11 protein-coding genes and 1 tRNA gene are annotated in these 13297 nt (G+C 64.4%); all 12 read left to right on the forward strand.

Annotation, left to right across the window (positions count from 1 at the left end; translation table 11 throughout):
• Positions 1-100 precede the first annotated feature (100 nt).
• The 12 genes from PSAL_RS04615 (at position 101) to PSAL_RS04670 (ending at position 13277) form a co-directional block, all read left to right on the forward strand.
• The gene (locus tag PSAL_RS04615; RefSeq protein ID WP_119840091.1) at positions 101-649 is read left to right on the forward strand and encodes a shikimate kinase; all 549 of its coding nucleotides are present in this window, start codon (positions 101-103) and stop codon (positions 647-649) included.
• Positions 646-1791 (forward strand): 3-dehydroquinate synthase, encoded by a 1146-nt coding sequence (gene aroB / locus PSAL_RS04620; protein ID WP_408004200.1) that lies wholly within the window; start codon positions 646-648, stop codon positions 1789-1791. Before PSAL_RS04615 ends, aroB begins: the two co-directional genes overlap by 4 nt.
• Positions 1792-1875: 84 nt before the next feature.
• Complete coding sequence (locus PSAL_RS04625) at positions 1876-2391, forward strand: DinB family protein (RefSeq protein WP_119840092.1); 516 nt, start codon at positions 1876-1878, stop codon at positions 2389-2391.
• 45 nt (positions 2392-2436) lie between these two features.
• The gene (locus PSAL_RS04630) at positions 2437-3432 is read left to right on the forward strand and encodes an MDR family oxidoreductase (protein ID WP_119840252.1); all 996 of its coding nucleotides are present in this window, start codon (positions 2437-2439) and stop codon (positions 3430-3432) included.
• A 373-nt stretch (positions 3433-3805) separates the two neighbouring features.
• Positions 3806-4219, forward strand: coding sequence for a universal stress protein (locus PSAL_RS04635; protein WP_119840093.1), 414 nt, complete (start codon positions 3806-3808; stop codon positions 4217-4219).
• Between the two features lie 64 nt (positions 4220-4283).
• Positions 4284-5924: a BCCT family transporter gene (locus tag PSAL_RS04640; RefSeq protein ID WP_119840094.1), complete on the forward strand. Its 1641-nt coding sequence runs from the start codon at positions 4284-4286 to the stop codon at positions 5922-5924.
• A 119-nt stretch (positions 5925-6043) separates the two neighbouring features.
• Complete coding sequence (locus PSAL_RS04645) at positions 6044-7471, forward strand: cryptochrome/photolyase family protein (protein WP_119840095.1); 1428 nt, start codon at positions 6044-6046, stop codon at positions 7469-7471.
• A gap of 101 nt (positions 7472-7572) precedes the next feature.
• Entirely contained in the window at positions 7573-8697 is a 1125-nt protein-coding gene (locus tag PSAL_RS04650; RefSeq protein ID WP_196222833.1) for an NUDIX domain-containing protein, read from the forward strand.
• A gap of 56 nt (positions 8698-8753) precedes the next feature.
• Complete coding sequence (locus PSAL_RS04655; protein WP_119840097.1) at positions 8754-9785, forward strand: cysteine synthase A; 1032 nt, start codon at positions 8754-8756, stop codon at positions 9783-9785.
• A gap of 18 nt (positions 9786-9803) precedes the next feature.
• Positions 9804-12341, forward strand: coding sequence for a DUF3772 domain-containing protein (locus tag PSAL_RS04660; protein WP_147407649.1), 2538 nt, complete (start codon positions 9804-9806; stop codon positions 12339-12341).
• A gap of 180 nt (positions 12342-12521) precedes the next feature.
• A tRNA-Ser gene (locus PSAL_RS04665) sits at positions 12522-12611 on the forward strand.
• A gap of 204 nt (positions 12612-12815) precedes the next feature.
• On the forward strand, positions 12816-13277 hold the full coding sequence (locus PSAL_RS04670) for an Lrp/AsnC family transcriptional regulator (RefSeq protein WP_119840099.1): 462 nt from the start codon (positions 12816-12818) through the stop codon (positions 13275-13277).
• The last annotated feature ends 20 nt before the right edge of the window (positions 13278-13297 follow it).

The raw sequence follows: 13297 nt of genomic DNA on the forward strand, positions 1-13297 counted from the left end.
TTGGTTTTGCCGAACATATAACTGGCCTTCCGGGCAATATCACGTCATTCAGACGAGAAATTAGCGAAAAGGCAGGCAGGCGCCGAGCGCCGCATTACGGATGAGCTGGAACCTCAAGAAGACGATCGTCCTGGTGGGCATGATGGGTGCCGGCAAGAGCGCCGTGGGCCGGTCCCTTTCGGCCTTGCTCGGGGTGCCGTTCCGCGATTCGGATATCGAGATCGAGAAAGCCGCCAACATGTCTGTCGCCGAAATCTTTTCCCGCGACGGAGAGGCCTTTTTTCGCGAAAAGGAACATCAGGTCATCGCCCGGCTGCTGAAAGGCCGTCCGTGCGTGCTCTCGACCGGGGGCGGGGCCTTCATGAATGCGCGCAACCGCGAGATCATCAGTGATCAGGGGCTGGCGGTCTGGCTGAACGCGGATCTGGACCTGCTCTGGTCGCGGGTGCGTCACCGCAACACCCGTCCGCTGCTGCGCACCGCTGACCCGCGCGCCACCCTGCGCGAGATTTACGAGGCCCGCGTGCCGGTCTATGCGCTGGCCGATGTGGACGTGGAATCAGCCCCCGAATACAGCATTCCGGATATGGCCCAGAGAGTCACCCAGGCGCTGCTGACCCGCCCGGATGTGCTGGAGGAAACCGCATGACCACCGAAACCGCCAAGACACCTGAGGCCCTGCGCGAAACCCTTCGGGTCTCGCTTGGGGAGCGCAGCTACGAGATCCTGATCGGGCCGGGTCTGCTGGCCGAGGCCGGCGCGCATATCGCCCCGTTCCTGCGTCGCAAACGTGTCGCGGTGCTGACCGATGAAACCGTGGCGGACCTGCATCTGGACAGCCTGCGTGCCGGGCTCGCCGCGGCAGGCATCGACATGGTGTCGCTTTCCTTGCCGGCGGGCGAGGCGACAAAGGGCTGGCCACAGTTCACCCGCGCCCTGGATTGGCTGCTGGACCAGAAGATCGAACGTTCGGACGTGATCGTCGCCTTTGGCGGCGGGGTCATCGGCGATCTGGCGGGCTTTGCGGCCTCTGTCCTGCGGCGCGGGGTGCGCTTCGTGCAGATCCCGACCACGCTGCTGGCCCAGGTCGACAGCTCTGTCGGGGGCAAGACCGGAATCAATGCGCCCCAGGGCAAGAACCTGATCGGTGCCTTCCACCAGCCAAGTCTGGTTCTGGCCGACACGGCCGTGCTGGGGACCCTCGCGCCGCGCGATTTCCTAGCCGGCTACGGCGAGGTGGTGAAATACGGCATGCTTGGCGATGCGGCCTTCTTTGAATGGCTCGAATCCATGGGGCCCGCGCTTGCGGCGGGGGACATGGCCGCGCGTGTGGCTGCCGTCAAACGCGCCTGCGAGATGAAGGCCGATATCGTGGCGCGGGACGAGACCGAGCAGGGCGACCGCGCGCTGCTGAACCTTGGCCATACCTTCGGCCATGCGCTGGAGGCCGCGACCGGCTATTCCGACCGGCTTCTGCATGGCGAAGGCGTGGCGATCGGCTGCGCTCTGGCGTTCGAGCTGTCTTCGAAACTGGGCCTTTGCGCCCAGGAGGACCCCAGCCGTGTCCGCCAGCACCTGAGCGAGATGGGCATGAAGGTCGACCTGAGCGACATTTCGGGCGACCTGCCCGATGCCGAGGGCCTGCTGACCCTGATGGGTCAGGACAAGAAGGTCGTCGATGGCCAGCTGCGCTTTGTGCTGGCGCGGGGCATCGGCAGGTCCTTCATTGCCTCGGATGTGCCCCGGGACGTAGTGCTTGGCGTGCTGCAAGAGGCTTTGTCGCGGCGCTGAGCGCGCATCGCTTGCAATTTTTCGGCCTTCGCGTTGAAATCCCTGCGGTTTATTCCCGTGACAGGGAAAAGGGGGCCCAAAGACATGATCACGCCGGACTATTGTCGAACCATGGCGCGCTACAACGCCTGGCAGAACCGCTCCATGCGCCTTGCGATGGAAACCCTGTCCCTTGCAGAACTTTTGAAGGATCGGGGGGCGTTTTTCGGGTCGATCCTGGGGACGGCGAACCATCTGCTTTGGGGCGATGCGATGTGGATGTCGCGGTTCAGCGACTGGCCCAAACCCAACCTTCCCGGGGCGGAATCGCCCCGCTACATGCCCACTCTTGCCACCTGGGGGGCGGAGCGGTTTCGCCTTGATGCGCATATCCTTTACTGGAGCGATCATGTGAAGGCGCTGGATCTGACAGGGGACCTCAGCTGGTATTCCGGGGTGGCCGCCACGCAGATGCGCAAGCCGCGCGCCCTGCTTGTCATGCAGCTTTTCAATCACCAGACTCACCATCGGGGTCAGATCCATGCCATGCTGACCGCAGCAGGGTGCAGGACACAGGACACGGATCTGCCCTATATGCCACAACAGGGCCCCTGGCTTTGACCTCGGGGCCCTGAAAAGTCAGGAAATACCCCGTTGGGAGGCAAGATGTTCAAGGCACTGGTAATGGAAAAGGCGGGCGATGATGCCCCCGCCAAGGCGCATATCCGCGAAATCGACACGCAGGACCTGCCCGAGGGCGAGGTGACGGTTGCCGTCGAATACTCCACCGTGAACTACAAGGACGGCCTTTGCCTGTCGCCCAAGGGGGGCGGGCTGGTGCGCAAGTATCCCCATGTACCGGGCATCGATTTCGCCGGTCGCGTCGAGGAAAGCACGGATGCGCGCTATGCCCCTGGTGATCGCGTGGTGTTGACCGGCTGGCGCGTGGGCGAGGTCCATTGGGGCGGCTATGCTCAGAAGGCCCGCGTAAAAGCTGACTGGCTGGTCCCGCTTCCCGAAGGCCTGAGCACCGAAGACGCCATGGCGGTCGGCACGGCCGGTTTCACCGCCATGCTCGCGGTCATGGCGCTGGAAGATCACGGGCTGAGCCCGGAAAAGGGCGAGGTTCTGGTGACCGGGGCGGCCGGCGGCGTCGGGTCTGTCGCGACGGCGATCCTCGGGCAACTCGGGTATCAGGTGGCCGGGGTTACCGGGCGCCCCGAGACCGCCGATTACCTGACCGCGCTCGGCGCCAGCCGGATCGTGGCGCGGGACGAGATCAATACCACGACAAAGCGTCCGCTTGAGGCCGAGACCTGGGCCGGTGCCGTCGATGCCGTCGGTGGCGAGATGTTGGCGCGGGTCCTTGGCCAGATGCGCTACGGCGCCTCGGTGGCTGCGGTCGGTCTTGCGGGGGGCGCGGCCCTGCCGGCGACGGTCATTCCCTTCCTGCTGCGCGGCGTGAACCTGCTGGGGATCGACAGCGTGATGAAGCCCTTTGCCGATCGGCAACGGGCCTGGGACCGGATCGCCACCGATCTGCCAGTGGACAAGCTCCAGTCGATGATCACGCGCGCCAGCCTTGAAGACCTGCCGCGCCTCGGAGCGGATATCCTTGAGGGCCGGGTGCGGGGCCGCGTTCTGGTCGATCTCGGCGCCTGAAGCGCAGCCGCCCGACCACCGGGTTGCCGACCGACCCTTGCCTTTTCGTCCACCGGCTTAGATACAGTCGGTGGACGAGGGTATCCGCCCGCGAAGATTGGCATTTTCTGGTCAAGACCAATCGTCATTCTCCCCTAACTTGTGTTAACCTCCCCGTGACCCCGGACCAATCCGGGGCTTGCAATGCAGGTGCGGCACCCTGTTTCCACGCGATTGCCAGGCCATTTGGCGCCTGGTCCCTGCGCCCACCAACGACGCGGTGCGGGTCGCGGCGGGGGTGCCCCGAACACCGTTGGCCGACCGCCCCAAAACGGTCGACCAGGCATTCGCCGACTGAAAAAAGGGTCGACCGAAAAGACGGAAGGAGCGCGAAATGTTCACGAAGATCATGGTCCCTGTGGATCTTGACCACCTCGCCAGGCTGGAAAAGGCGCTGACCTGTGCCGGGGCACTGGCGATGCAGTTCAAGGCCGAACTGATCTATGTCGGCGTCACCTCGGCGCTGCCGGGATCGCTGGCACATAACCCGGCGGAATACGGGCACAAGCTGAAGGCTTTCGCCGACGAACAAGGCGCCCGCTACGGCGTTGCCTGTTCGTCCATTGCCAAGCTCAGCCATGACGTGGCGGTCGACGTCGACCATGCGCTGCTGGAAGCGGCCGAAGACAGCGGCGCCGACCTTGCCGTCATGGCCAGCCATGCCCCGGGCTTTATCGATCGCGTCTGGCCGTCCCATGGCGGGCGCCTGGCCAGTCACGCCCGGATCTCGGTCATGCTGGTGCGCTGACCGGCGCCATTGAACATCGGATCGTGCGCGGCGCGGTCCCGCACATAATTACAGGAGAGCTCAGATGACGGACGAAAATGCCGATCACGGCATACCGGCCCCCGAAGGGGCGGCCGAAATCATCGACACCGAATACGAGATAGGTCAGGACAATATCGACGGTCAGGTCGGGCCCTTCGGCTTTGACATCCACAACCCGGTCTTCCTGGTGTCGGGTCTCGCCGTGGTGGCCTTCGTATTCTACACGCTGGCGCTGCCGGAACAATCGGGCGCGGTGTTCACCTGGTTGTTCGGCACGGTCACCAAGAGCTTTGACTGGTTCTTTATCGGCGCGGCAGATCTGTTCGTGATCTTCTGCATCGGCCTGGTCCTGTCGCCGCTCGGCTCGGTCCGGCTGGGGGGCGCGGATGCGACGCCGGATTATACCTATCTGGGCTGGTTCGCGATGCTGTTCGCCGCCGGCATGGGCATCGGGCTGATGTTCTACGGCGTCTCCGAACCGATGAGCCACTTTTCGTCCTCCCTGGGCGGGATCTCGGCAGAAAACGGCGTCCGCAGCGACTGGGCGCCGCTTGGTGCGGCCGAAGGCGACGAGGCCGCCGCGATCCGGCTCGGCATGGCCGCGACGATCTTCCACTGGGGTCTGCACCCTTGGGCAATCTATGCGATCGTGGCGTTGGCGCTGGCCCTGTTCAGCTACAACAAGGGCCTTCCGCTGACCATCCGTTCGGCTTTCTACCCGCTGCTGGGGGATCGTGTCTGGGGCTGGCCGGGGCATTGCATCGACATCCTGGCGGTCTTCGCGACCCTTTTCGGTCTGGCAACATCGCTCGGCTTCGGGGCGACGCAGGCCAACGCGGGCCTGAACGAACTGTTCGGCGTGCCGATCAATGATACGGTCGAAGTGCTGCTGATCACCGGTATCACCGCCATTGCACTGGTCTCGGTGCTGCGCGGCCTTGATGGCGGGGTCAAGCTGCTGTCCGAGATCAACATGGGGCTCGCCTTCCTGCTGCTGGCCTTCGTGCTGATCGCCGGGCCGACGCTGCTGATCCTGACGGGCTTTGTCGATTACCTGCTGGCCTATTTCGAATACCTGCCCGCACTGGCCAATCCGATCGGGCGCGAGGACGTCAACTTTTCCCAGGGCTGGACCGCCTTCTACTGGGCCTGGTGGATTTCCTGGTCACCCTTCGTCGGCATGTTCATCGCCCGCGTCAGCCGGGGCCGCAGCGTGCGCGAGTTCATCATCTGCGTGCTGCTGATCCCCAGCCTTGTCTGCGTGCTCTGGATGTCGGTCTTCGGCGGCGTCGCGATCAACCAGGTGGTGGCGGATGGCTATACCGCTGCGCAGGATGCGGATCTGCCGTTGCAGCTGTTCAAGATGCTGGATGTGCTGCCGCTCTCGGGCATCACCTCGCTTATCGGCATCGTTCTGGTGATCGTCTTCTTCGTCACCTCGTCGGATTCCGGGTCGCTGGTGATCGACACGATCACGGCGGGCGGCAAGGTCGACGCGCCGGTGCCGCAGCGGGTCTTCTGGTGCATCTTCGAAGGCGCCGTGGCCATCGTGCTGCTGCTTTCCGCGGGTGGGCTTGCCAGTCTGCAAAGCATGGTGATCTCGACCGGCTTGCCCTTCACCATCGTGCTTCTGGTGATGTGCTGGGCCATCCTGAAGGGCTTGATGGCCGAACGACGCGTCTGAGTGATCTACTGACGTCAGACCTGTTCCCTCGGGCGCGTGAAACCGCCCGAGGGTTTTTTTGATCCTGTTGCAAGGTGCGCGCGTAACCCCAGCCAAGGCCCGCAAGGAAAGGACACCCGATGCAAGACCCCACCATCCTGTGGTTTCGACGCGATCTGCGGCTCAGCGATCATGCCGCGCTGTCAGCAGCCGTGGCGCGGGGCGGGCCGGTCATCGCGCTGTTCATCCGCGACGCGCAGGTCGATGCCCTGGGCGCGGCGCCGAAATTCCGGCTCGAGATGGGGTTGGCCGCGCTGGCGCAACGGCTGGAGGCGGCGGGCAACCGTCTGATCCTGCGATCCGGCCCGGCGCGTGAGGTGCTGGAGGAGGTCATCGAGGAAACCGGCGCGGGGGCGGTGCATTGGCAGCGCCTTTACGACCCCGAGGCAATCGAACGGGACAGCCGCGTGAAGGCGGCCCTGAAAAAGCGCGGGACCGAAGCGCACAGCTTTGCCGGGCATCTGCTGTTTGAACCCTGGCAAGTCGCCACGCAAAAGGGAGACTTCTACAAGGTTTACAGCCCCTTCTGGCGCGCGGTTAAAGGGAGGGATCTGCCCGAAACCCAAGCCGCCCCCAGCGAGATCCCGGCGCCCAGGGCCTGGCCCGACAGCGAAACCCTGTCCGACTGGGGGCTTTCCGCCGCGATGAACCGGGGGGCCGAGGTCGTCGCGCAGCATGTCTCTGCCGGCGAAGAGGCCGCCCAGCAGGCGCTGGCCCTGTTTGCCCGCGACCGGATTGGCGACTACGCCGATCAGCGCAATTTTCCCGGCGTCGCGGCCACCTCGGACCTGTCGCAATACCTGAGCCTTGGGGAAATCTCGCCCCTGTCCTGCTGGCAGGCCGGGCAGCGCGCCATGGCCGCGGGCAAGGACGGCGCCGAGACCTTTCTGAAGGAACTCGTCTGGCGGGAATTTGCCTATCACCTGATGTATCACAGCCCCGCAATGCTGGATGAAAACTGGCGCGAGGGCTGGCAGGATTTCGGCTGGAACGAAGACCCCGACACGCCCGACGTGCTGGCCTGGAAGCAGGGCCGCACCGGGGTCGAGATCGTCGATGCCGCGATGCGCGAACTTTACGTTACCGGGCGGATGCACAACCGTGCCCGTATGGTCGCGGCAAGCTACCTGACCAAGCATCTGCTTTGCCACTGGCGCATCGGGCAGGCCTGGTTCGAGGAGTGTCTTGTCGACTGGGACCCGGCCTCCAACGCCATGGGCTGGCAATGGGTGGCGGGCAGCGGCCCCGATGCCGCCCCATATTTCCGCATCTTCAACCCGGACACCCAGGCGACCCGTTTCGATCGCAATGGCAGCTATCGCAGCCGCTGGCTGGCCGAAGGGCAGGGCGATCCGGGCCCCGAGGCTTTGGCCTTTTATGACGCTATTCCAAGGGCCTGGAACCTTTCGCCGGGGGATGCTCCGGCCCGGCCATCCCTGACCCTTGCCGAAGGGCGCGAAAGGGCGCTGGCGGCCTACGGAGAGATGAAGGACGCAGCCGAAGCGTAAGGCCCGCGCCCGTCATCCAACGGCTCTGGCCTGCCTTGTCTGGCCGCGAAGAGGGCGATATGCCTAGAACCAACCTGAATGGCTTTTGTCAGGAGAGCATTTTGTCCACCAGTCTCTTTATCTTCGGAACCCTGCGCCACGCCCCGCTTCTGGAAGCGGTGGCCGGGGTACTGCCGGACCTTGAACCGGCGCGCCGCGACGGATTTCGCATCGCGCCTTCGGGAGAGGGCGACTGGCCTGTGCTGGTGCAGGAGCCGGGGGCCTATGCCGAAGGCTTCGTGATCCGGGATATCCAGCCCGACATGCGCGACCGTATTGCGCATTACGAAAGCGCCTACGACATGCATCTGCGCGCCTGCCAGGTGGAAGTCGGTGGTGAAACCCTTCTGGCCGAGGTCTTTGTGCCCGGCGATCCGGCACGGGTCGAACCGGGGCAGTGGAGCCTGGCGCATTGGGTCGCCAGACGGGCACGCGCGGATATCTTTGCCGCGCAGGAGATCATGCGGCTTTGGGGGCGCTTCGACGGCGCGGACCTGCGGTTCCGCGTGCCCCAGATCGAGGCGCGGGCCTTTGCGCGTCTGCGGGCCGAAAGCGCCTCTCCGCCGCATAAGGTCGGCATGGGGCCGCCCGATCCGCAGATCGAATTCCTGTCGCGCCGCGATGAACACGCCGGGTACTTCTTTACCCGGACCTTCCAGTTGCGCCACCGCACCTTTGCCGGGGGCATGTCCGAAGAGGTCCGGCGCGAGGTCTTCCTTGCCCCCGATGCCGCCATCCTGCTGCCCTATGATCCGGTGCGCGACCGGGTCCTGCTGGTCGAACAATTCCGCATGGGACCTTACGCGCGGGGAGAGAATCTGCCCTGGATGCTGGAACCGGTCGCGGGCCGCGTCGATCCCGGCGAAACCCCGGAAACCTGCGCGCGGCGCGAGGCGCTGGAAGAGGCCGGGCTGGAGCTGCGCGACCTGCTGCACATCGCGTCCTGCTATCCCTCGCCGGGCTGCATGACTGAATACTTCCACTGCTACCTCGGTATCTGCGATCTGCCGGACGAGATCACCGGAACCTTCGGCATGAAGGAAGAGGCCGAGGATATCCGGACCCATGTCCTGTCATATGATGCGGCCATGGAACTGCTGTCCTCTGGCGAGGCGCAGAACGCGCCGCTTATCCTTGCGCTGATCTGGCTATCGGGCAAGCGTTCCCAATTGCGGGGCGCTGCTTGAGTTACCTTCGGGCGGCGGATACATGAGGGGCAACAACCGATTGGAAGGATGACCCGATGTACATCGCCCAGGACCTGGCCAGCGCCATTGGCCATACGCCGCTGATCAAGCTGCGCCGCGCCAGCGAAGAGACCGGCTGCACCATTCTCGGCAAGGCCGAGTTCCTGAATCCCGGCCAGTCGGTCAAGGACCGGGCGGCGCTTTTCATCATCCAGGACGCGGTGCGGCGCGGGGATCTGAAGCCCGGCGGCACCATCGTCGAAGGCACCGCCGGGAACACCGGGATCGGTCTGGCGCTGGTCGGGGCCTCGATGGGGTTCAGGACCGTCATCGTCATCCCCGAGACCCAGAGCCAGGAAAAGAAGGACATGCTGCGCCTTGCCGGTGCGGATCTTGTTCAGGTGCCTGCCGCCCCCTATCGCAACCCCAACAACTTCGTGCGCTATTCCGAGCGTCTGGCCGAGCAATTGTCCCGGACCGAGGAAAACGGCGTCATCTGGGCCAACCAGTTCGACAATACCGCCAACCGTCAGGCCCATATCGAAACCACCGGCCCCGAGATCTGGGACCAGACCGCCGGGGGCGTCGACGGGTTTGTCTGCTCGGTCGGTTCGGGCGGGACGCTGGCCGGGGTCGCCATGTCCTTGCAGCCGAGGGGGGTCAAGATCGGTCTGGCCGATCCCATGGGCGCCGCGCTTTATTCCTATTACAAGACCGGGGAACTGGCCTCCGAGGGCTCCTCGATCGCAGAAGGCATCGGGCAGGCGCGGATTACCGCGAACCTCGAAGGCTTTACGCCGGACTTCGCCTATCAGGTGCCCGACGAGGAAGCCTTGCCCTATGTCTTTGATTTGCTGTCAGAAGAGGGGCTTTGCCTTGGCGGATCTTCGGGCATCAACGTCGCCGGCGCGGTGCGCATGGCGCGCGAAATGGGCCCGGGTCACACGATTGTCACCGTGCTTTGTGACTACGGCACGCGATATCAGTCTAAGTTGTTCAATCCTGACTTCCTGAAGGAGAAGGGGCTTCCGACGCCGGGCTGGCTGCGGCAGGCTCCGCGTTCCATACCGGGAGTCTTCAGCGAATAGCAGGAGGCCGGGTTGCTGATGAACCAGACCGCAACGACCGAGACGACAGCGAAACAGATCTTGCCGGGGCGTTCTGCCGGCGGGACAGCGCAGAGGCTGCTTGGGCGCCTGAGCGGCGGCCTTGCCTTCGCGCTTTCGCTTTTGCTGTGCCTGTTCCTGCTGGCCGCGCCCATGGCGGCGCAGGCGCAGGATAGCGGCACGGGGACGAATGCCCTTCTCAGCGATGCGGATTTCGCGGAATGGAATGTTCTGGCCGAAACGGCGCAGGAAACGCTGAATGCCGATGTCGCCACGGATGCCGAACTGAACGCCCTGCGGGCCGAGGTCGCCGATTGGCGGCAACGCTTCCAGGATCAGCGATCGGCCAATTCCACCGAGATCCAGACGGTTCAGGCGCAGCTTGATACGCTTGGGACCGCCCCGGCCGAGGGCGAGCCTGCCGAAGCCGAGTCGGTGACCGAACAGCGCGCCACGCTGACCGAGCGGCTGGATACCTTGCAGACCCCGGTGCGTCAGGCAGAGCTTGATTATGCCGAAGCGGATTCGCTGATCAGCGCCATCGACAGCCGGTTGCGCAGCCGTCAGACCAACGCCCTGCTTGAGGTAAGCTCATCGCCGCTGATCCCGACGATCTGGCCGACGGCTATGGCGGATCTGGCCAAGGTCTTTACCACCATGGGCAGCAATGTCGCGGCCAGCTGGAACGACCCGACCAGCCGCCAGACCTTCCGGGAAAACCTGCCGGTCATCGCGGCCGTGCTGGCCGTTGCCTTCCTGCTGGTGGTGCGCGGCGTGCACTGGCTGGAACGGCTGGCCAACCGGTTCATCGGCGATGACCGCTCTGCGCAGCGCTGGTTGCTGCGCTTCGTCGTCTCGCTTTGCCAGATCATCGTGCCGGTCGCGGGCCTCAGCCTGGTGGCCTTTGCCGCCGCCAGCAGCACCCTGTTCGGCCTGCCCGGTGAAACCCTGGCCGTTATCCTGCCGATGGCCGGGCTTGCGGTCTACCTTGCGCGCTGGATCGGCAACTACAGTTTTCCGGCCTCTGAAAACGAGGCCGCCGCCGAGGTCCTGACCGCCAATCAGCGCCGCGAGGGTCGCATCTATACGCTGATCTTCGGTCTGCTCCTCGGGCTGAGCCTGTTGCTGCAAGCCGCCGAAAGCAACGCCGACTGGAGCGACGCGACCCACAATGTGCTGAACTTCCCCATCCTCGTGGTGATGGGGCTGTTCCTGCTGCGGATCTCGCGGTTCATCCGCCTGCGGGCGCGCGCCGATCATGGCGAAGGCGAGGCGGGGTTCCGCAACCAGATGACCGCCTTCCTGGCGCGGGTTGTGGCCATCCTCGCCGTGCTCGGGCCCTCATTGGCCGCCATCGGCTATTTCCGCATGGGCGAGACGATGACCATCCAGACGGGCATCTCGCTTGAGCTGATCGCCACGCTGGTGATCCTTCAGCGGCTGGTGACCGAGGTCTACATCCTGCTGACCCATAACCGGGACGGCGCCCGCGACGCCCTGGCCCCGGTGCTGATCGGCTTCCTGCTGACGCTGCTGTCGCTGCCGCTGTTCGCGCTTATCTGGGGCGCGCGCGGCACCGATCTGGCCGAGCTCTGGTCGCGCTTCATGCATGGCTTTGCCATTGGGGATACGATGATTTCCCCGGAAAGCTTCATGATCCTGTTGCTGGTCTTCGTGGTCGGTTACGGGGCCACCCGCGCGGTGCAGGGGGCGCTGAAGACATCTGTCCTGCCCAAGACCAGGCTGGATATCGGGGGGCAGAACGCCGTTGTCTCGGGGCTTGGCTATGTCGGTATCTTCCTTGCGGCACTGGTGGCGATCACCACCGCGGGCATCGACCTCAGCTCGCTTGCCATCGTTGCCGGTGCGCTGTCGGTCGGGGTCGGTTTCGGCCTGCAGACCATCGTGTCGAACTTCGTCTCCGGGATCATCCTGTTGATCGAACGCCCGGTCTCGGAAGGGGACTGGATCGAGGTCGGCGGCCAGATGGGCTTCGTGCGGTCGATCTCCGTGCGCGCAACGCGAATCGAAACCTTCGATCGTACGGACGTGATCGTGCCCAATGCGGACCTTATTTCCGGTCAGGTGACCAACTGGACGCGCGGCAACCTGATCGGGCGGCTGATCGTCAAGGTCGGGGTCGCCTATGGGTCGGACACGCGCCATGTGCAATCGGTCCTGCAGGAGATCGCCGAAAGCCACCCCATCGTGGTGATGAGCCCGCCGCCGGGCGTTATCTTCATGGGGTTCGGCGCGGATTCTCTGGATTTCGAGATCCGCATGATCCTGCGCGACGTGACCCAGGTGCTGATCGTCCAGACCGAGGTCAATCACCGCATCGCCGAACGCTTTGCCGAAGAGGGCCTCGAGATTCCCTTCGCACAGCGCGACGTCTGGCTTCGCAACCCCGAGACCCTGCAACCGCGCACCGCGCCGTCGCCATCAACGCCCAAGGCGGCCGGGACCCAGGATCCGGCCGCAGCGGCCTCTGCGATCACCGCAGACGATATGGAGGGCGGCGACCCGGACGCCGATTGATCGGCGTCCCTGACCGTCCTCAGCGCAGCGGGCAGGGGCGTTTTCGCGGCGTTTCAGGGGCTGACCTTCGGGCAGCTACCGCCCTGCTTTGCCGCGGCGAAAAATCCGGGCTTTGAGGACAAGTTTTCTGTCTCAAGGCCCTTGAACTCCCCCATGCGGTAAGGCTAAAGAACGCGTCACGGACAGGTGGCCGAGTGGTCGAAGGCGCACGCCTGGAAAGTGTGTAGGCGGGAGACCGTCTCCAGGGTTCGAATCCCTGTCTGTCCGCCACTATCCCCCAAGACCAATCCCGATGCTGATCGCGCCCTTTGCGGGGGCGGTGACGATGGTTTTGGCGTGTCACCTGAAGCAGGGGTATGGGATGGTGTCGGATGCCGCGTTTTAGTGGGAAAATTTGCACAGATTCCAGGGATTGCGATATTTAATCCTCTCGGGCAGTCTTATCGCGCAATTCATTTCCCGTAGGAGGCCCGGATGCTCGATTCCCACGACCGCAAGATCCTTGCCTTGCTTCAGGGCGATTCCAGCCTGTCGGTTGCCGAAATTTCCGACCGCGTCGGGCTTAGCTCCACCCCCTGTTGGCGCCGGATCCGCAAGCTGGAAGAAGAAGGCTACGTCAAGAAACGCGTGGCTCTGCTGGATGAAGCCAAGCTGAATGTCGGGGTCTCGGTCTTCATGGCGATCCGCACCAACCAGCACACCCGCGAATGGGCCCGCAGCTTTGTCCGCGCGGTCGAGGAAATCCCCGAGATCGTCGATGTCTTCCGTCTGGCGGGCGATGTCGATTACATGCTGCGCGCCGTGGTGCCCGATATTGCGACCTATGACGCGATCTATCAGAAACTGATCGAGCGGGTGGACATCTACGATGTCTCTTCCATGTTCGCGATGGAGACGATCCGATCCTCGACCGAATTGCCGCTGGACTACGCCTGACCCCTGTGTGCCGGCCGGCC

The organism is Pseudooceanicola algae (assembly GCF_003590145.2).
GTDB lineage: Bacteria > Pseudomonadota > Alphaproteobacteria > Rhodobacterales > Rhodobacteraceae > Pseudooceanicola > Pseudooceanicola algae.

What these genes read in the sequence shown, in the direction of transcription:
- PSAL_RS04630 (WP_119840252.1), top strand. Translation starts at nt 2,437, where the DNA reads ATGTTCAAGGCACTGGTAATGGAAAAGGCGGGCGATGATGCCCCCGCC.
- PSAL_RS04635 (WP_119840093.1), top strand. Translation starts at nt 3,806, where the DNA reads ATGTTCACGAAGATCATGGTCCCTGTGGATCTTGACCACCTCGCCAGG.
- PSAL_RS04615 (WP_119840091.1), top strand. Translation starts at nt 101, where the DNA reads ATGAGCTGGAACCTCAAGAAGACGATCGTCCTGGTGGGCATGATGGGT.
- PSAL_RS04625 (WP_119840092.1), top strand. Translation starts at nt 1,876, where the DNA reads ATGATCACGCCGGACTATTGTCGAACCATGGCGCGCTACAACGCCTGG.
- PSAL_RS04670 (WP_119840099.1), top strand. Translation starts at nt 12,816, where the DNA reads ATGCTCGATTCCCACGACCGCAAGATCCTTGCCTTGCTTCAGGGCGAT.
- PSAL_RS04655 (WP_119840097.1), top strand. Translation starts at nt 8,754, where the DNA reads ATGTACATCGCCCAGGACCTGGCCAGCGCCATTGGCCATACGCCGCTG.
- PSAL_RS04660 (WP_147407649.1), top strand. Translation starts at nt 9,804, where the DNA reads ATGAACCAGACCGCAACGACCGAGACGACAGCGAAACAGATCTTGCCG.
- PSAL_RS04640 (WP_119840094.1), top strand. Translation starts at nt 4,284, where the DNA reads ATGACGGACGAAAATGCCGATCACGGCATACCGGCCCCCGAAGGGGCG.
- PSAL_RS04645 (WP_119840095.1), top strand. Translation starts at nt 6,044, where the DNA reads ATGCAAGACCCCACCATCCTGTGGTTTCGACGCGATCTGCGGCTCAGC.
- aroB (WP_408004200.1), top strand. Translation starts at nt 646, where the DNA reads ATGACCACCGAAACCGCCAAGACACCTGAGGCCCTGCGCGAAACCCTT.